Source organism: Chitinophaga sp. SVR4-12A, assembly GCF_056754765.1.
Map to the genome: position 1 here is coordinate 885,674 of NZ_JBPGWP010000002.1, position 18,803 is coordinate 904,476.

The 18,803-nt window shown below is 50.0% G+C and carries 16 protein-coding genes; 9 read left to right on the forward strand and 7 right to left on the reverse strand.

What is annotated here, in order from left to right:
- Positions 1-6: 6 nt before the first annotated feature.
- The 3 genes from ACR9Y8_RS29960 to ACR9Y8_RS29970 all read left to right on the forward strand — a co-directional run bounded on the left by ACR9Y8_RS29960 (position 7) and on the right by ACR9Y8_RS29970 (position 2,825).
- On the forward strand, positions 7-1,998 hold the full coding sequence (locus tag ACR9Y8_RS29960) for a flavin monoamine oxidase family protein (protein ID WP_481216983.1): 1,992 nt from the start codon (positions 7-9) through the stop codon (positions 1,996-1,998).
- Positions 1,999-2,173: 175 nt separating this feature from the next.
- Entirely contained in the window at positions 2,174-2,401 is a 228-nt protein-coding gene (locus ACR9Y8_RS29965; RefSeq protein WP_481216984.1) for a hypothetical protein, read from the forward strand.
- 28 nt (positions 2,402-2,429) lie between these two features.
- On the forward strand, positions 2,430-2,825 hold the full coding sequence (locus ACR9Y8_RS29970; RefSeq protein WP_481216985.1) for a hypothetical protein: 396 nt from the start codon (positions 2,430-2,432) through the stop codon (positions 2,823-2,825).
- A gap of 81 nt (positions 2,826-2,906) precedes the next feature.
- On the opposite strand, the gene ACR9Y8_RS29975 is transcribed toward ACR9Y8_RS29970, so the two are convergent.
- Positions 2,907-3,989 carry a TIGR03118 family protein gene (locus ACR9Y8_RS29975; protein WP_481216986.1) on the reverse strand — a complete coding sequence of 361 codons (1,083 nt, stop codon included), beginning with the start codon at positions 3,987-3,989 and terminating at the stop codon, positions 2,907-2,909.
- 278 nt (positions 3,990-4,267) lie between these two features.
- Between ACR9Y8_RS29975 and ACR9Y8_RS29980 the strand changes: the two genes are divergently transcribed.
- Positions 4,268-6,799: a family 43 glycosylhydrolase gene (locus tag ACR9Y8_RS29980; protein ID WP_481216987.1), complete on the forward strand. Its 2,532-nt coding sequence runs from the start codon at positions 4,268-4,270 to the stop codon at positions 6,797-6,799.
- Between the two features lie 184 nt (positions 6,800-6,983).
- On the opposite strand, the gene ACR9Y8_RS29985 is transcribed toward ACR9Y8_RS29980, so the two are convergent.
- Entirely contained in the window at positions 6,984-7,166 is a 183-nt protein-coding gene (locus ACR9Y8_RS29985) for a hypothetical protein (protein ID WP_481216988.1), read from the reverse strand.
- Between the two features lie 93 nt (positions 7,167-7,259).
- On the reverse strand, positions 7,260-9,533 hold the full coding sequence (gene katG / locus ACR9Y8_RS29990; protein WP_481216989.1) for a catalase/peroxidase HPI: 2,274 nt from the start codon (positions 9,531-9,533) through the stop codon (positions 7,260-7,262).
- A 220-nt stretch (positions 9,534-9,753) separates the two neighbouring features.
- Here katG and ACR9Y8_RS29995 point away from each other — a divergent pair, with 220 nt between their 5' ends.
- Positions 9,754-10,557: a DUF899 domain-containing protein gene (locus ACR9Y8_RS29995; RefSeq protein ID WP_481216990.1), complete on the forward strand. Its 804-nt coding sequence runs from the start codon at positions 9,754-9,756 to the stop codon at positions 10,555-10,557.
- Here ACR9Y8_RS29995 and ACR9Y8_RS30000 read toward each other — a convergent pair.
- Positions 10,547-10,876: a DMT family transporter gene (locus tag ACR9Y8_RS30000; protein WP_481216991.1), complete on the reverse strand. Its 330-nt coding sequence runs from the start codon at positions 10,874-10,876 to the stop codon at positions 10,547-10,549. The two genes, ACR9Y8_RS29995 and ACR9Y8_RS30000, sit on opposite strands and share 11 nt — an antisense overlap.
- Positions 10,877-11,024: 148 nt before the next feature.
- Complete coding sequence (locus ACR9Y8_RS30005; RefSeq protein ID WP_481216992.1) at positions 11,025-11,432, reverse strand: hypothetical protein; 408 nt, start codon at positions 11,430-11,432, stop codon at positions 11,025-11,027.
- A 120-nt stretch (positions 11,433-11,552) separates the two neighbouring features.
- Between ACR9Y8_RS30005 and ACR9Y8_RS30010 the strand changes: the two genes are divergently transcribed.
- The 3 genes from ACR9Y8_RS30010 to ACR9Y8_RS30020 are packed head-to-tail and all read left to right on the forward strand — an operon-like array spanning position 11,553 to position 16,807.
- Positions 11,553-15,650: an RHS repeat-associated core domain-containing protein gene (locus tag ACR9Y8_RS30010; RefSeq protein ID WP_481216993.1), complete on the forward strand. Its 4,098-nt coding sequence runs from the start codon at positions 11,553-11,555 to the stop codon at positions 15,648-15,650.
- 36 nt (positions 15,651-15,686) lie between these two features.
- Positions 15,687-16,061 carry a hypothetical protein gene (locus ACR9Y8_RS30015; RefSeq protein ID WP_481216994.1) on the forward strand — a complete coding sequence of 125 codons (375 nt, stop codon included), beginning with the start codon at positions 15,687-15,689 and terminating at the stop codon, positions 16,059-16,061.
- A complete protein-coding gene (locus tag ACR9Y8_RS30020) occupies positions 16,052-16,807 on the forward strand; it encodes a TerC family protein (RefSeq protein ID WP_481216995.1) in 756 nt (251 codons plus the stop codon). The genes ACR9Y8_RS30015 and ACR9Y8_RS30020 overlap by 10 nt, the downstream gene beginning before the upstream one ends.
- Before the next feature lie 24 nt (positions 16,808-16,831).
- On the opposite strand, the gene ACR9Y8_RS30025 is transcribed toward ACR9Y8_RS30020, so the two are convergent.
- Both ACR9Y8_RS30025 and ACR9Y8_RS30030 read right to left on the reverse strand, forming a co-directional pair.
- On the reverse strand, positions 16,832-17,560 hold the full coding sequence (locus tag ACR9Y8_RS30025; protein WP_481216996.1) for a class I SAM-dependent methyltransferase: 729 nt from the start codon (positions 17,558-17,560) through the stop codon (positions 16,832-16,834).
- Positions 17,561-17,638: 78 nt separating this feature from the next.
- Positions 17,639-17,842 carry a hypothetical protein gene (locus tag ACR9Y8_RS30030; protein ID WP_481217231.1) on the reverse strand — a complete coding sequence of 68 codons (204 nt, stop codon included), beginning with the start codon at positions 17,840-17,842 and terminating at the stop codon, positions 17,639-17,641.
- Between ACR9Y8_RS30030 and ACR9Y8_RS30035 the strand changes: the two genes are divergently transcribed.
- A complete protein-coding gene (locus ACR9Y8_RS30035; protein WP_481217228.1) occupies positions 17,841-18,779 on the forward strand; it encodes an NAD(P)-dependent oxidoreductase in 939 nt (312 codons plus the stop codon). The genes ACR9Y8_RS30030 and ACR9Y8_RS30035 overlap by 2 nt on opposite strands.
- The last annotated feature ends 24 nt before the right edge of the window (positions 18,780-18,803 follow it).

Here is an 18,803-nt window from a genome sequence, read left to right on the forward strand (position 1 = left end):
TATTCTATGGGAAAGAAGTATTCCATCTTCGGAGCCGGCGCTGCAGGGCTTTATACTGCGTGGCGTTTACTCGACAGCTTGAACAATACAGAAAAAGCTTCCGCCAAACAATTGCAGCAGGGCGATACGCTGGAACTGTACGACTGGGGCAAGTATCAATTCAACAAAGAGAACCCCGGCACCCGCGCGGCCGGCGCGCGGATCTGCACCTGGCATTACCAGGACGATAAAACAAAATCCTACCTGGAACTGGGCGGTATGCGCTATTCCTATTGGGATGGTACGCCTAAAGGCGGCGGCCATCGTTTGGTGACCACTGTTATCGAGAAGCTGGACCTGAAGAAATTCTCCGTGCCTTTCAATGAATCTACCAATCCCTTGTTCTACCTGCGCACGAAGAACATGTACCTGAATGACATTTCTTCTTCTAACCCCGCGCCTTACAATGTGCAGAATTATGGTGCGGCTGTATCGCCGGACACCGGTTTTAATATCGTGGAGAGCCTGTCTGTAACGGCTCATACGGGCCCGCAGACAAGGTTGGAATGGTGCGATTTTTATCGTAACGGAAAGATCAAGGTTGAGTTACCTGAATCATCTGTGTTCAAGAAAGGCGACCACCTGAAAGATATCGGCTATTGGAACCTGATGTTTGATCAGCTGGGATCAGAAGGGTATAAATATACTTCTGACGGTAACGGCTATACTTCCAATGTGATCAACTGGAACTCTGCCGTTGCCTTCCAGGCTAATAATGAGTTTACTCCGGGCACGGAATACCGTACACTTACGCATGGGTATTCCAGCATGTTCAATGCTCTCTTTAACGCGATTTTACTGCTGGCAAAGGAAAAGGGCGTACAATTTGATTACCACCCGGATACCCGTTTACATTCCATCCTGGTGATCGATAAAGTGATCCACTACACCACCGCCACACGTGAAAATCCCAATAAGGAATCCGGCGGCGGAACAACGGCGGCCGCCTGGTTGGCTATGCCCCGTTATGCCATCGAGCTGGTGGCGCAGGCTACGCGCTATAAGACCCATAACGGACTGGATGTGCTGAATCATAGGAAAGTGCAGCTGTACCTGGAATCTGCGGTATTACAGCCTTCCTACAAAGTAGGGATGTTCTTTCATGAGCCCTGGTGGGCAGATAATGCAAAGAATCCGCCTACATACCCTGCGCAGGTCAGCGGCTATGAGGTGACGAAAGATGTGCTGGAACAAATGCAGAAGAATGGTTTTCCGCCGGCTTATATCACGGCCATGGGCAATGACGCCAATATCCTGGAAACGCCTTATGCATCGGCGCCTGCTTTTATCAAGGCTGTTGAGATCTGCATCCAGGCACGCCTGACCGTACCACAGGAGGAGCTGCTGCTGACAAGCGCCGAGCGTAATACGATCGGTCCCAGCGTAACGGACCTGCCTGTGCGCCAGGTGGTATATTTTGGGAACAATGCGCTGGACCAGAGCCATAAACCGGTATACGGGCTGCTGGCAGCCTATGATGATGAGCAGTTCGCCAGTTTCTGGCAGGAGCTGGAGATCGGCCCCAATAAGCAGCGTGAAAGGCCTATCTCAGAGAACTATCAGCCTTTGGAAGGCCCGCGTAAAGTACCGGAAGTAATGGTAAAGATGTTACGCAAGCAACTGGCGCAGGTGCATTTTGGTCCGCAGGCAGATTATTCCATGGTGCCGGAACCGCTGGAGGCAAAATACATGGACTGGTCATTACCACCGTTTAATGCAGGTTATCATGCTTATGCAGGGCATTACGATGTGTGCGATGTGCAGCAGAAGATCCGTAAGCCTTCGCAGCTGATAGATGGCGCGGATGCGGATATTTTTATTGTAGGAGAAGCGTATTCTAATGACCAGGCCTGGGTGGAAGGTGCGTATTGTACTGCTGAATCAGTGTTGAATGATTTCTTTGGGATACCGCCGATCATTGATAATAAGGAATATCCGTTTATTTGTCCGTGTAAGTAAGGTACACAGCAATAAAACAGGCCGCTTCAAAAGCAATTTTGGAGCGGCTTTTTTATTTTGGTGGCCGTTAATAAACAAACAGCTACCGTTAATAAACAATACCGGTTGCGGTCGCTGAAATGAAAAAAAGGTTTTTTAAGTTACAGGCAGGGAGTAGCCCTAATGATCCTTACTTATGAAGCAATTTTTATTTCGCCTGCTGGCAACGCTCGCAGTGGGCATTGTTTTAGTGGCGCCTGCTGCCAGTGAATGGTGGAACCCTGCTTCACCGGTTACTGCGCCCGTACCGCCAAAGGACACCATCCAGCGCATAATAAATGCCAATGGTGATCGTGTTAGTAGCAGGTCAGTATATGGGATTGCTTATGATACTGTTTCCAATTTGCGTAAACCCAAGCAGTAAGTTTTTATTCACAATCAAAATAACCCGTATGAAACACCTATTCTTAAGCATGGCTTCCATGCTCCTCTTACTCCAGGTATCGCTGGCCCAAAGTACATCAGTTAAAGCATCCGCCCCAAAAGAAAGCAGTGAGGCGGTGACTATCTCCTTAAAAACAGTTCCGGGTCTGCAGCCAGCCGAGGCGCAGCATGTGGTGCCCTCCAGGTCGCTCATCCAGCAGCCAGCATCTGCGGCAAGTATGCGCGGCTGTGATGGCGTAGATAAGAAGCTGATTAACGGGGTATGCGAAACAGGACAGATCATCTATTCCAGGAGCGAGTGGAATAGCACGACACATGAATGGAAGTGTTATTACTACTACCGCTGGTCTGATGGCAGCACAAGTGCGGAGTACTATATTGTTAACTCTGCAGGCTGCCCTTGATAGCTGACTATTAACCAATTTTTTCAGAAGCAGTCTTTCCCCTTCCTCCCCGTAGGGAAAGACTGCTTACTTTTTGTTACATCAATTACTATTCTTCAGGTATCCAAACAAGCCATGTTCTTCATCATGAGGTCCAGCTGTAAAAAAAAGCTGTGTTGGATCCGTCATAGGAATGCGATTTTCCAGGCCCCATAACCCTTCAATAACAATCGGTTGCCATCCCCGCTTTAAGGGACCGAGGAACATACCGGAGCTGGAGTACATATTGATCTTTCCGTCTCCGAAATTCCCGATCAGGATCACATCTTTTGTAGCGCAGAACCCCGGGGTAGCCATCACGATCCCCCATGGAGCGTTCAGGGCGCCCCTGGAAGCAAAACGCTTCACCAGCATACCATTGGGCCAGAAAACATCCACATATCCATTTCCGGGGCCCGGTTCGTCATCCTCCTTATCCGGAAGGAGCTGTTTCGCATAGGTTACGTAGAGATAGCCGTTTATATTCCTGATGTTGAACGGTGCATATCCCTTTGGAATATCGGGATCCTGGAAAGGTTTGCCGCTGACATACTTGAAGTCTTTGTCAAACACATCGACTTTTCCATTTCTGAAATCCGTTGCATATAGATAGTTGTTGCCGCCATCCTTTGCAAGGGCCAGCCCTTTATATACGGCATCCCATGGAGATCTGTCTGCTACAATGGTGGCTGTATTGCCGCCTCCCCAGGCAGCCAGCGTACCATTCTCCGTAGCAAAAATAAACCGGCTGGGCGTAGCCACCTTCGCCTTGAGGATGGCAAAATCCGTTGTGTTGTTAAATATGACGCCGGTTGGCGCTCCGCCTACTGAATCGGTAGGGGTGGGGATAGCCACCGGTGGCCGTATGGTAAGGCCGGTTGCGTCATAAACGGTACTGAGGCCTGTTTCGGCGGCAGAGATCCAGATCGGACCGCTGGGCGCCGCTGCTATACCCCAGGCATTTACAAGATTGGAGTCAATATGCGCAGCGCCATAACCCGGTACATCGGCTACCAGGTTAAACTGCTCGTAGTCATTGGGAATAAAATGCTGTGCAACTTTTTTGCAACCCGCGCTAAGTAGCAGGCATAGCCATACCAGGCCTGTCTTTAGACGGCGTAGGTCTTTCGATGATGTTGGTTTCATTTTGCAGAGTTAAGCGGTGAGTAAATAAGCATGATCCCAAGCTATTGCAATCATCATTTTTTTGGGGAGGACCTGTTGTCCATTCGCAAATGTAGTACTTCTGTAGCTTGAGAATACGCAGCGGAGCGCAGCTGCGTTGCCAGGGCGCTCTTTTCTATCTTAATTTTAAGGAGATTTTAAGGTGCGGTTGAAAAGAAACGAATAAATATTGATCAACCATGAATAACACACCAGCCCGGTAATCGTTAAATTTAGCGTAGCCACTAAATTTCACTGTTATGAAAACCATTTCTACGATCATTATCTTATTGATTTACTCCCTGTTAACCTACAGCCAGGTGACCAATCCGCGCACCCTTCCGCAGGAGTGGGGGGAATACGGCATTGGAGACCCTTACATCCTCAAGTTCAGGGGCAAATATTACCTGTACTGCAGTACCCGTGATGATCAAATTGGCGTTAAATGCTGGAGCAGCTGGGACCTGGCCAACTGGAACTATGAAGGGCTCTGTGTAGCCAATACCGTTACCATATCCAAAGGCGCTTATGCCCCTGAAGTGATCTATTGGAACGGTACATTTTATATGTATACCTCACCGGCAGGCAATGGGCATTATATCCTCTCAGCTCCCGGTCCTACAGGACCATTTACCGTGCAAACGGGCAACCTGGGCCGCACAATCGACGGTTCTGTATTTATAGACGATAATGCACAGCTATATTTTACCTATGCAGGCGGCAGCGGTATACAGGGCGCTACCATGAGCGGCCCGCTATCGATCAGTGGTACAGGGGCCACCTTAGGTGGTACATCGCTGAACGGCTGGACAGAAGGCTCTACGCTTTTTAAACGCAATGGATTGTATTACATGACGTATACTGGTAATCATGTTTTCAGCAGGGGATACCGCGTGCACTATGCCACGGCCACGGCGCCCTTAGGCGCCTATACCGCTGGTGATAATAACCCGATTGTGCTCAATACGGAAGGCGCTTTCTTTGGTTTGGGCCATAGCGGGTCTGTGATCGGCCCGGACCTGGATACCTGGTTCATTGCCTATCATAATCTCTTAGGGCCCAGTAGCATTGTAGGGCCTAACCGGAAGCTGAATATCGATCCCATGGGCTTTAATGGTAACAAGCTGCTGGTATATGGCCCTACTAACTGGACGCAGCCATCTCCTGCGTTGCCTACATTTTATGACCGCTTTGACCGGACTGCTATTGGCGGTAACTGGACCAATGTCAATGGCGGTAACTGGGGGATCTATAACCAGGAGTTGATGTGGCAGGATAATAAAACCACTTTGCAATGGTACCGGCAGATCACTACTGCTACTTCCGCTGCCAACTATACAGCAGAATTTAACATGAAGGAAATGGGCCGAGGAGGAGATGATGCCCGCTTTGGCGCAGTGTTTTCCTATATTGATGAAAATACTTTTGGTTCAGCATTGCTGAGCAGTTTTAATAATACACTTGAAACGGACATCAAAGTGAATGGAACATCGATCGGCGTAAATTCCATTCCCCTTCCTGCTGGCTGGGATTACCAGAAATGGCATGTGATACGGGTGGAAAAGGAAGGTACTACTTTCAGGATCTATGTAGACGGCATGCTGAAATCTACCCGTACTGCCAACATCACAGCAGGCGGTAAGATCGGTGTTACTACCTGGCATGATCATGCGGATTTCGGGTATACTGCTTTCAGCAATAAGGTAAATGGCAGCGGAGTATTCAGCTTTTATAAACCGGTGCCGGGGACTATCCCCGCGGTGCATTATAATGAAGGCGGAGAGGGTGTTGGCTATCACGACCTGACAAGCGGAAATACAGGTGGCAAATACCGGGCGGAAAATGTAGATATCCGCGATTGTGAAGAAGGTGGAGAGAACATCGGCTGGAACCAGACCGGTGAATGGTACCAGTATAATGTAAATGTGCAGGCAGCGGGCGCTTATCATTTAGGCTTGCGATATGCTACTACTTTTACATCCTGTAAAGTGCGTGTATACTGCGACGGAGCAGCTGTTTCCGGGATCGTGTCTATTCCTGCTACGGGGGCCTGGACGAATTGGCGTACGGCTGTATTGAAAAATCTGAACCTCCCGGCAGGCAATCATACCATCCGTTTAGAGACAGTAGAAGGAGAGTTTGATTTTGCTACATTGAAATTTGAATCAGGCGCTACAACAGTGCCCGGCGGTTCAGATAATTTCGATTCCGGCACTTTCTCCACCTTATGGAATTATGACAACGGCGCTTATGCTATTTCATCCGGCAAGGCTACTATTAATGGCTTTGGCAAACGCGCCATGGGGAATGTAGGCTGGACAGATTATACGGTAGAAGCAGATGTGCAATGTCCTGCATCGGGGAATGGAGGGCTCATCTTCCGGGTACGTAATCCGGCGGCAGCAGAATTTGGTAATTCTACGGCGATCAGCTCTGATTATTTTCAGGGGTATTATGCAGGTATAGAAGCAGGTGGTATTGTGCTGGGCAAACAGAACTACAACTGGACCTCGCTTTCCTATAAGTCGCAGGCGCTTACTGCGGGACAGTTTTATAAGCTCCGTGCGGTGCTGAATGGGGCTAATATCAAGATCTATCTGAATGATATGGCGACGCCGGTGATCGATTATACGGATCCGTCGCCGATAATAAGTGGGAAAGCGGGTATAAGGACGCATGCTGCGGATATGGCGTTTGATAATTTTTTGATATCGGCCACGGGAGCGGGGATGGCATTGGTATTGCATCGTCGGGATCTCCATTCCCGTCATTGCGAGCGGGGATGGCGTTGATGTTACATCGTCAGGTCTTCATCGCCGTCATTGCGAGGCTGTGTGCACAGCCCTTGCGGGGAGCGAGGCCGAAGCAATCTTTTAACGATTAGAAGAGTGTTTTAAAAGATTGCTTCGTCGCCCCGCGCACAAAAGGCTTTACTGCTTCTCGCAATGACGGAAAGGAAGACGCGCAATAAGAGGATTAATACTTCCCTATAAACCAGGCATAACCATCTATTTTTTTGTATTCTGCAGGAACAGCATTCATGTAGGCCTTCGTGCTGTCATCCTTATTTGTTATGGCAGCTTTTTTTTCGTTTGATGGTTTGCATGAAAAAAACAGGGGAATGATCCCGATGGCAAAGACGGTGGCTACGTATTTCATAAGGTAAGGAGTGTTAACAGTGGTAAAAGTAACAAAAATAAAGCAGCCTCCGGTGAAGGAGGCTGCTTTTGGCTATACTTACTGGATATATGGTCAAGCTAAGTCAAATCTGTCAAGGTTCATTACTTTATTCCAGGCGGCTACAAAGTCTTTTACAAACTTCTCGTTACCGTCTGCGCTTCCGTACACTTCGGCAATGGCTCTCAGCTCTGCGTTGGAACCAAAAACCAGGTCTGCACGGGTAGCGGTCCATTTTACTTTACCGCTGGCGCGGTCGCTGCCTTCATAGAGCTCTTTATCTGCGGATACTGCTTTCCATGCGGTGTTCATATCGAGCAGGTTGATAAAGAAATCGTTGGTCAGCTGGCCGGGGCGTTGGGTGAGCACACCATCTCCTGAACCATCATAATTGGTGTTCAATACCCGCATACCGCCTACCAGTACTGTTAACTCAGGCGCTGTAAGCGTGAGCAGATGTGCCTTATCTATCAGCAATGCTTCTGTAGCAACCGGGAAGGCTTTGCGATAGTTGCGGAAACCATCGGCAATAGGTTCCAGGTATCCCATTGACTCCACATCGGTCTGTTCCTGTGAAGCATCCATGCGGCCGGGAGTAAAGGGAACGATGATGTCGTGGCCTGCGTCTTTCGCTGCTTTTGCAACGCCTATACAACCAGCCAGCACGATCAGGTCTGCCAGTGAAATTTTCTTACCGCCTGATTGCGCAGCATTAAATTCTTTCTGAATGCTTTTCAGTTTATCCAGTACTTTCTGCAGCTGTGCCGGGTTATTTACTTTCCAGTATTTCTGCGGTGCAAGGCGGATACGTGCACCGTTGGCGCCGCCGCGTTTGTCGGTACCACGGAAAGTAGAAGCAGAGGCCCATGCAGTGGATACCAGTTCGGAGATGCTCAAGCCGGAAGCCAGTACCTTTTCCTTCAGGGAGGCGATATCAGTTTCATTGATCAATTCATGATCAACAGCCGGGATAGGATCCTGCCAGATCAGCTCTTCCTGGGGAACATCAGGTCCCAGGTAGCGCTCGCGGGGCCCCATATCGCGATGTGTTAATTTAAACCAGGCACGGGCGAATGCGTCTGCAAATTCTTCAGGATGTTCCAGGAAGCGCCTGGATATTTTCTCATAAACCGGGTCGAACCGCAGGGAAAGATCGGTGGTCAGCATGGTAGGCAGGTGCTTCTTTGAACTGTCATATGCATCAGGGATGAAACCTTCTGCATTTTTAGCTACCCACTGGTGTGCTCCGGCAGGACTTTTGGTCAGTTCCCATTCAAAGCCGAAGAGGTTCTCAAAGAAATTATTGCTCCATTTGGTGGGTGTTTTGGTCCATATCACTTCCAGGCCGCTGGTAATGGTGTCGGCGCCTTTACCGGAACCATAGCTGTTGCTCCAGCCCAGGCCCTGGTGTTCAATATCGGCACCTTCAGGCTCTTTACCTACGTGGGTGGCAGGCGCGGCGCCATGGGTTTTGCCGAAGCTGTGGCCACCTGCTATCAGCGCCACTGTTTCTTCGTCGTTCATTGCCATGCGGCCAAACGTATCGCGGATATCTTTGGCAGCAGCTATCGGGTCGGGATTACCATCAGGTCCTTCGGGATTCACGTAGATCAGGCCCATTTGTACGGCGGCCAGGGGTTTTTCCAGGTTGCGGGAATGTATCTTGCCATCAGGATCATCGTCTGATACCAATACGCCATGATTCTCTACTACACCATGAGATCCGTTGGCATACCGTATGTCGCCACCCAGCCAGGTGTTTTCTGATCCCCAATACACATCTTCATCCGGTTCCCAGACGTCGGCACGTCCACCGGCAAAGCCAAATGTTTTAAAGCCCATGGATTCCAGTGCAACATTACCGGTCAGGATGAGCAGGTCGGCCCAGGAGATCTTGTTGCCGTATTTCTGTTTAATGGGCCAAAGCAGCCTGCGTGCTTTATCGAGGCTTACGTTGTCAGGCCAGCTATTCAACGGAGCAAAGCGTTGCTGTCCTGAGCCTGCGCCGCCGCGGCCATCGAACACGCGGTAGGTACCTGCACTGTGCCAGGCCATGCGAATGAATAAAGGGCCGTAGTGCCCGAAGTCTGCCGGCCACCAGTCCTGAGAGTCTGTCATGAGTGCATGCAGGTCTTTCTTTACCGCTTCCAGATCGAGGCTTTTAAATGCTTCGGCGTAATTAAAATCTTCACCCATCGGGTTTGACTTGGAGGAGTGCTGACGCAGGATGTTCAGCTTCAGCTGGTTAGGCCACCAGTCCCGATTCCTGGTACCGCCACCGCCAACATTGGCTTTCATACTCCCATTGTGAAACGGGCATTTGCTGATGTCTTTTGATTCGTTTCCCATTTTTATAAGTTTAGTGTTGAGTGAATATTTACCTTGCATCTGGGTGCAGAACAATAAAATTATGACATTCAAGATATAATCAGAATCAATTGATTCTATCTTTTAATAGTTTAAATCTATACGTCTAAACCGGCCCATTGCAAAGTCTATTTTAGCCCCCGCTTACTTACAAATTAGGGGTTATTTTTGTTTCATGGTATAAATGTTAAATTTTACAACCATGGCAAACAGACATTCAGATCACAAGATTGCATCACGCCAGGAGTGGCTTGCCGCGAGGTTGGAGCTGCTGGGAGCGGAGAAAGAGCTTACCCGCCAAAGCGATGAGCTCGCATTACGGCGGCAGGAGCTGCCCTGGGTACGGATCGATAAAGATTACCGTTTTGACACAGATGAGGGACCAGCCTCCCTGGTTGATCTCTTCAGGGGGCGCTCACAACTGCTGGTGTACCATTTTATGTTTGGGCCGGATTACACGGCAGGTTGTCCTTCCTGCTCTATGATCGCGGATGGTTTTAACGGGATTGCCGTTCACCTGGCCAATCATGATGTGATGCTTTGGGCAGTGTCAAGAGCATCGCTGGATAAGCTGCAGGAGTATAAAGAAAGGATGGGGTGGACATTTCCCTGGGCATCCTCGCAGGGCAATGATTTCAATGCCGACTTCAACGTGTGGTTCACCGAGGAGCAGCAGCGCGCGGGAGTGGATTATAATTACCGCCACGAAAAGGGATTTGAATGGCGCCGGGGCCAGGACGGCGGGGGCCATGAGGCCGAAGACAAATTTGCTGCTATGTGCGGAACGGATGCCTCTACATATCATCGTGACAGGCCGGGCATGAGCACCTTTGTACTCGAAGACGGCGTGGTCTATCATGCTTATTCCGCCTATGCGCGCGGACTGGATAGCCTTTGGGGCGCGTACCAGTGGCTGGACCGCGCTCCCAAAGGGCGCAACGAGACGAAAGGTGTCTGGTGGCGCCGTCACGATGAGTATGCAAAGAACGGAATGCCTAATGGGTAGACACTGCTTTCAGTCCCACGATAGAAGCTATCAATGCTATAATAAAGAAGAGTCTCCAGAAATGAGCAGGCTCATTAAATACGAGGATGCCCATCAGGGCAGTCCCTACTGCGCCTATGCCTGTCCACACGGCATAGGCGGTTCCCAGTGGCAGGGTCTGTGTTGCTTTCATCAGTAAAAGCATACTTGCAACTAAGGAGAACAGGAAGGCGCCATACCAAAGATACATTGCCATACCTTCCGATGTCTTCGCTTTTCCAAGGCTGGAGGTAAATGCTACTTCAAACAAGCCAGCGATAATTAAAATGATCCAGTTCACGGTTAAATGATTTTATGCCTGCAAGTTCGTGAGTTGCGGGGAGGGAAAATTTTACAAATGATAAAAAATAAGCAGGAACCGGAACAAAGTATGCCGGGTGTTATCGTATCAACTCAGGTATCGCCTCCACCGCAGGTTGAATCAGGCCTCAGTGCCCGTTAATCGCCACTGCTTCCCTGGCTTGATAAGTTGTGGCATAGATCCGGAACCACTGCAACACAGGATTCAACCAGGCAGCATAGGGCTTATAAAGAAAGCCATGATCTAAGCCGGTATTTAATTTGATCTCATGAAAATCTTTAATCTCTTTACGGTCCCTGAAGATCGCGGCGCAGGTACCATGACTATCCGATGATTCAATAACAGATAAGAAACGCCCTGCCAACTGCGGCACAGGATCATTGATGGCATTATCGCCTTTGACGGTAACTACACCGCCGTGCAGGTAGAACAGGTAGTACCCGGAGGGGTCAATGGCAGGGGGAAGGTCGCGTTGCTGGGCCTGGGCAGCAGCAGATAAGCAACAAAGGAGTATGGGGAGGATGAACTGTTTCATAAGTTGAAGGTAGCTAAAATGTAAAATGTTGTATATTACAGCGGCCGTTAATTTTTGTTAACCACGGCTTGTCCATTTTCCCTGCACCTGGTATTTGTGTACTGTAACCCAGATTGAATCATGCTCGTAAGCAATAAGCATTTCATCCCGGTAATCGGACTGGATCTTCATTTTGTATTATTGTTCGGTTTTCCCATTCCGTTGCCACACCCGTATATCGGCCTGGTGGTGGATCCCATGGATTATATTCCTTTCTTAGGCGCCAGCACTAAAGTGAATCATGTACCACGCGGTAAAAGCGATACCAGCGGCATTTTTATCATCCTTTTCCACATTCCCATGGGCGGCCCTTTCCTGTTGGCGCCCCTGATCGGTCACGACTCCGTGAATTTCTTTGGCAGCAAAACGGTGAAGGTGGAAGGGAACCTCTTCAGTCCCTCCGGGCACATGCTGATGACCTGCAACGATATTGGTATCCCCTTATCCATTGAGCCCGGCAAAAAGTTCAAGCCGATGCCCAGCATGTACCTGCCTACTTCTTTTTCCATTCCTTTGTCTTATGGCAAACCGGTGATGGTAGGCGGCCCTTTTGTACCGGATTGGGCGGGAGCTTTACTTAATATTGTCATGTCATTTGGATTTGGCGCCCTTATGAAAGGCCTGGGCAAAGGCCTGAAGCTGGTAGGAAAAGCAGGTAAAAAAGCCAAACGAAAGATCAGCGATTTCAACCTGGCGCGGCAGGAGAAGGCAGGCGGCAGCGACAAGCTGAGCCAGCTGCTTTGTAAGCTCGGTTTTGAGCCGGTAGACCTGGTACAAGGCATTGTAGTATATGACGGTACCGACTTCGAGCTACCCGGACCAATCCCCCTGCAATGGACCCGCTCCTGGAGCAGCGATAGCGACCATCACGGCCTATTGGGCCATGGCACGCATCTTTGCTTTGACATGCGGCTGCTGGAATTTGCAGCCGAAGATGCCTGTGGTGTATTATTGGGCGATGGCCGCAGTGTGATATTTGATTATCTGCCTTATCCGGGCAACAGCGAATACAATCGTTCTGAGAAATTAACATTAACCCGTACAGACCTGGATGAATACGTGCTGTTCAACCACCTGGAACGGCGGTCGTATCATTTTCGTAAGCTCCATCAGCAATATCGCCTGTATGCCATCCGTAATGAAGCCGGTTTTATGATCAGCTTTCACTATAACAGCAAGGGGCACCTGGTGCAGCTGACCGACAGCGTTGGCCGTCAACTGCGAATGGAAAATGACGGCGGGGGCCGTATTACCAGCGTGACAGCAAAGCATCGCGGACAGGAACAATTGCTGGTGCGTTATTCCTACAATGAGCGTGGTGATCTGTCGGCTATCACAGACCCGTTAGGACAGGTTACCAGTATGCAGTACCACCAACACCGGATGACCGCCAAAACCGACCGTAACGGACAAACATTCTACTGGGAATACGATCATGAAGGCCGCTGCGTCCATACCTGGGGCGACGGCGGTATATTAGAAGGATGGATCGAATATCATCCCAAAGAAGGATACAACCTGGTAACCAACAGCCTTGGTCAAACTACCACCTACTATTATACGCCTGATCATGTTATCACACAGGTCAAAGACCCGCTGGGTAATTCCCGTTTTACGGAATATACCGATCACTTTGAAGTGTACCGGGAGATCGATGAGGAAGCCAACGTAACCGGTTATTCCTACGATGAACGGGGCAACTGCACCCGTATAGAACAGGCAGATGGCAGCGCCTATACCTTCAGCTATGATGCAGATGGCCGGCTGTTATTGAGCACGAGTCCGCAAGGCGGCAGCCGTACATACATCTACTATAAAAAAGAACAACATAAAGGACAGCTGCACACCGTTACGGAGGCAGACGGCCGTATCACTATCTTCCGTTACAACGCACTTAACCTGCTTAGTAAAGTCGAAGATGAGCAGGAACATCGCAGCGTACTGGAATATGATGACGACTATAATTTGTCGGCACTCAGCCTCCCGGATGCGGGACGTGCCACCTGGCAGTACGATGCCTGGGGTAATTGTACCAAAGCTGTTAATCCTTTACAGCAGGAACAGTATTTCCGTTACGATGCACTAGGCCGCGCTACTGAAGTGCTGCTGCCGGATGGTAACCGTGTGCAGTTGCAATATAACGCCTACGAGGAAATAGTGAAGCTGAGAGATCACCATCGTGATATCCGTTTCGACTATACGCCGCTGGGAAATATAAAAATGCGGGAAGAGAACGGCGCTAAGCTACACTTTGTATACGACAAGGAAGAGCAATTGACGGGTGTAGTGAACGAGCATGGCGACATGTACCGTTTTACCCGTAACGGGCGCGGCGACATTATCCGGGAAACAGGCTTTGACGGCCTTTCCCGTCATTACCAGCGTGATGCCGCCGGTAAGGTGATCAAAATAGAGCGTCCGGGCAAACGGTGGACGGAATACGAATATGATTTCAATGGCAGCTTAACCCGCGCGGAGCATAGCGATGGCAGCTGGGAAACCTATAGCTACGATCGTGACGGCCTGCTGGTGGAAGCGGTCAACGAACATTGCACCCTCAAATTGCAGCGTGATGTAATGGGACGTGTTGTGAAGGAATGGCAGAACGATCACACCGTTAGCAGCAGATATGGCGCTGACGGGCGTCGTAGCCACATTAGCAGCAGCCTGGGAGCCGATATACGCCTGCAGCGAAATGCGGCCGGCAAGGTGACGGGGCTGGCCGCCATGGCCCAGGGAATCGGGGATCCCTGGGCGGTGCATATCGAACGTAATTCACTGGGACTGGAAATAGCGCGCAGCTTGCCCGGAGGCGTTAAAAGCAGCTGGAGTTACGAGCTGTCCGGCATGCCCTCCGGCCATACCGTCAACAGCGGTGACCGAACTACCCGGCGCCGCCACTACCGCTGGGATGCCAACCAGCGCCTGAAACAATTTACAAATGCGCTCAGTGGCGGTATGGTAACATTCAGGCATGATGATGTTGGCAACCTGGCCTGGGCACAATATGAGGATGGACAGTATGATTACCGCCTGCCCGATAAAGCGGGTAACCTGTACAGAACGCAATCCGGCAGGGATCGTAAATATGCTCCCGGTGGCCGCTTGCTGGAAACACCGGAGGCCCGTTTCAGTTATGATGAGGAAGGAAACCTGGCGAGAAAAATAACAGCCGGGGGCAGCGCAGTATGGGAATATAACTGGTACGGCAATGGTGCGCTCAAAAGTGTGCTGCGCCCTGATGGGAAAGAAGTGGTATTCCGTTATGATGCGCTGGGGCGGCGGATTGAGAAATCTTATAACGGCCAGCTGACGCGTTTTATATGGGACGGGCATGTGCTCCTGCATGAATGGACCTATCCTGAAAAACAGCGGCCGGTCATCACCATAGACGAACTGGGAGATGTGCAGCAAAACCACCCCGAACCGGTGCCTCCGGAAACGCTGGCCACCTGGGTAATTGATGAAGGTACCTTTGCGCCTGCGGCCAAGATCATCCGTGGTGAACGGTATTCTATTATCACCGATCACCTGGGCACGCCTGTAGAGGTATATGATGAAGCAGGAGAGAACATATGGGCGTGTGAATTGGATATCTATGGAAAGCTGCGTAAGTTGCAGGGAGATCGTGCATTGGTGCCCTTCCGCTACCCGGGGCAGTATGAGGACCTCGAAACGGGCTTGTACTATAACCGTTTCCGGTATTATAGCCCGGAGGAAGGAAATTACATCAGCCAGGACCCTATCCGGCTGAATGGCGGGCATCAATTGTACAGTTATGTACATGACCCGAATGCCTGGGCGGATGTATTCGGGCTGAAGAAAACAAGCGAGGCCTGCAGGGGAAGGGTACAGGCACAAGGCCAGAAGCTGGAAGAGTCGGTGCCATGGGCAAGAGACACACCACCCACCGTATCGGAAGGCCTGGCCATGCTGGATGAGCTGGAAAGCAAGCTGTCAAATGCAGAGCGGAAATTAAGAGCGCAGGCATTTGCCAAAGCACGTAAATTTATCAATGATGCAGGCAAGGCAGGCGGCGTAGATGCTCCTGTGAGCCGGACCTTCATGGTGCAGGGCACCAAGCATGAAAGGGTAGATATCGAAGTTAAAACCGGTAAAGCATTTGTGCCGGACCCGCCCGCTAATGGAGGCGGCGGCGCAGCAGGCGTAGTGAATTAATAGGCGTAATTTAGTATCCATTCAAACAAGATAAAGATGTACGATAATTTCCTGACAGATGAAAAGGAGTATTTCTCCTTAGAAGCATACTGGAAAGATCATTTTACAGATCTGCTGAAAGCTGCCGGTGAAAAGCCGGAGGACTGGCAATATCCATATTATAATACCGCTTTTAGTAACGGTACCAGATTCATGGATGGCAATCCTATTTTTTCAGCGCAATCCCTGAAGACGGGAGACGTCATGAAGATCGTACAGGAAGCATTTGAGGGAGAGGAGTTGCTGGAACACTGGGAGGACCCGGAGGACCAGCGGCTCACGATCGTTTGTGCCCTGACGGAGAATACGCAGGCTGCTATCAGTGATTTATTAAAAGAGTGGATTGCAAAAGCGGGGGGTACATGGAAATAGTTATCGCATTACTAACGCTGATCCTGCTGGAAGTTGTGCTGGGTATAGATAATATCATCTTTATCTCCATCGTTACATCCCGCCTGCCTGTACATCAGCAAAAGAAAGGCAGAAGGGTTGGCCTCTTGCTGGCAATGGTGATGCGCCTGTTACTGCTGACGGTCATCTCCTGGGTACTGAAGCTGGAAGGAGACCTGTTTACCATCCTGTCAGTAGGCATTTCAGGGAAAGACCTGATACTGATCTGTGGCGGCCTGTTCCTGCTGTACAAGAGCGCCTCAGAGATCTATCATAAAATGGAAGGAGAGCCGGGTGATAAATCAAAGGAGATCAAGGTAACCAGCTTTAGCAGCGCTATCGGGCAGATCCTCATCCTTGACCTGGTGTTTTCAGTTGATAGTATTATTACGGCCGTGGGAATGGTGGACCAGTTATGGGTAATGTATATAGCCGTGGTGGTGAGTGTGGGCATCATGCTATTTGCAGCTGAGCCGGTGAGCGGTTTTGTGAACAGGCATCCTGCGTTTAAAATGCTCGCTTTGAGCTTTTTACTGCTGATAGGATTTGCATTGATCGGCGAGGGGATAGACGCGCATATTCCAAAAGGCTACATTTATTTTTCAATGGCATTTGCATTGCTGGTGGATGTCTTCCAGATGAGAATGACTAAAACCGCTGCAAAAAAGGTACAGCCGCATGAACATTACCTGCCGGATGAAGCAGAACAGGTGAAGAAAGGTGTATAGGCAGGGATTAAGCCACAGCAGGTCTCACTTCATCATCCTGGACTTAAAAACGCTTACGCATATATCTGCAAAGGCCCGTGTAGCAGCTGCCAGTTCACCTCCCAGGGAGCGGCCGGGGAATTGATGCTGTATCATATCAGTATTCCAGGGCTGCTCAAAATACTGCATAAGGGTAGCATCATCCGGGTTGATGATGTACTCCAGCTCATCTTCCCATTCTATTCTGATCGTGTGCAGATTCGGGTGCGTACGCTGCATTATTTTAAAGCCGATGGAGTTCCTGGGAAAATATTCCTGGAAGAGCGCACCGAAGTCCAGCCTACCGGGAAGGAATATACGGTCTTTTTCTACCAGCACCAGTTTGTCCTGTATTTCGAGCAACACCCACTTGTGCGTTCTTTTAGGATGAAGGTACTCTCCCAGCAATGAAGGGGTTTCAAGATACCCTTTCGGGGCCACCCGGAATTGCTCCTGTAGAAAGGCATGCGGATCTTCTACATGTTCCAGGACATGGGTAGAGATGACATAATCGAAAGCCTGCGATGCAAAGGGCAGCGCTTCTCCGTCTGCCAGCACAAACTGCTGCCTGTCCAGCGTTTTTATATTGCCGCTGCGGTGCGTGTTATCGTCCAGGTATTTATCTACTATTACATTGGCACGTGGATGCGGATCATGCCCGCTGCCCACTTCAAGGACGTGGTCTTTTCTTTTGATGTCAAGGTCAAAACGAGAATTGGGATTCCTGATTTTCATAATAAAGGTTAACCGATGGTCTACAGCTACAAATGAAATTTTCGGTAAATGCTACAAAGCATCTTGAACTTCACTGAATTATAGGGACGGTTTATTGGCTATGACAAACGTGTTTTGTGTTTCATGTACTCCTGGATGCTGGGCTTTTAATTGAAAAGCCCGCTTATCTACAAATATAATCTTTTCAAATAAACCAGGGATTATTTCTCTCGTTAACCCGTTCATGCGGAATAAATTTTCCCCCAGGGGAATCTTTTTTCCTGTATTGGCGCCTGTCTCCATGGTGGCTAATTTGCGCTCATTATTCAAACAAACAAAACAACAGATGATGACAGCAACAACAAACCGTCGGGGCGTATCAGTGATCGGCTTAGGCGCTATGGGCGCAGCACTGGCACGGGCACTGGTTTCGAAAGGATTTAAGGTGACAGTATGGAACAGGAATATGACAAAGGCACAGCCATTGGTAGAAGCAGGCGCTATCGCAGCTGTAAACGTAAGGGAAGCTATAGCGGCCAACGAGGTAATAGTAGTATGTTTATCAGAATACAAAGCCACCCGTATGGTGCTGGGAGCAGATGGCGCAGTAGCGGCTTTGCGTGGCCGTACGCTGTTGCAGCTCAGCACCGGTACTCCCAAAGACGCCCGTGACCTGGAAGCCTGGGCAAGGGGGCAAGGCGCGTATTGCCTGAATGGCGATATCATGGCCTGGCCCAGGCAGATGGGTACTGATGCTGCTACTATTTCGGTATCCGGCGATGCGGCTATTTATCAGCAGCAGGAAGCGGTGCTACGGGCGCTGGCAGGAAATGTAGTATACCTGGGTACTGAGCCGGGTGCTTCCGGAGGGCTCTTTCACGCAGTGCTGGCTTACCTGGCCGGTAGCTGGATCGGCTTTTGCCATGGCGCGCTGGTAGCTGAAAAAGAAGGCCTGCGACCGGCAGACCTGGGCGTGCTGCTGGATCAGATCTCACCGATACTGAGCGCTGAATTAAAGCATATGGGCGAAGTGATCCAGTATGGCCGTTTCAGCGATCCTGAGAGCACTGTGAAAACTACCGGGGAGGATCTTTTATTATTAGTACAGCAGGCAAAGGAGGCTGGTATCAACAGCGAGCTGCCTGAGTTTGCGGCTAACCTGTTCAAGCGGACGATGGATGCGGGCTACAGCCAGGAGGAACATGCGGCGGTGATCAAAGTGCTGAGACAAACGGCATAGTGCGGAGTGGCCGTTACCATCAAC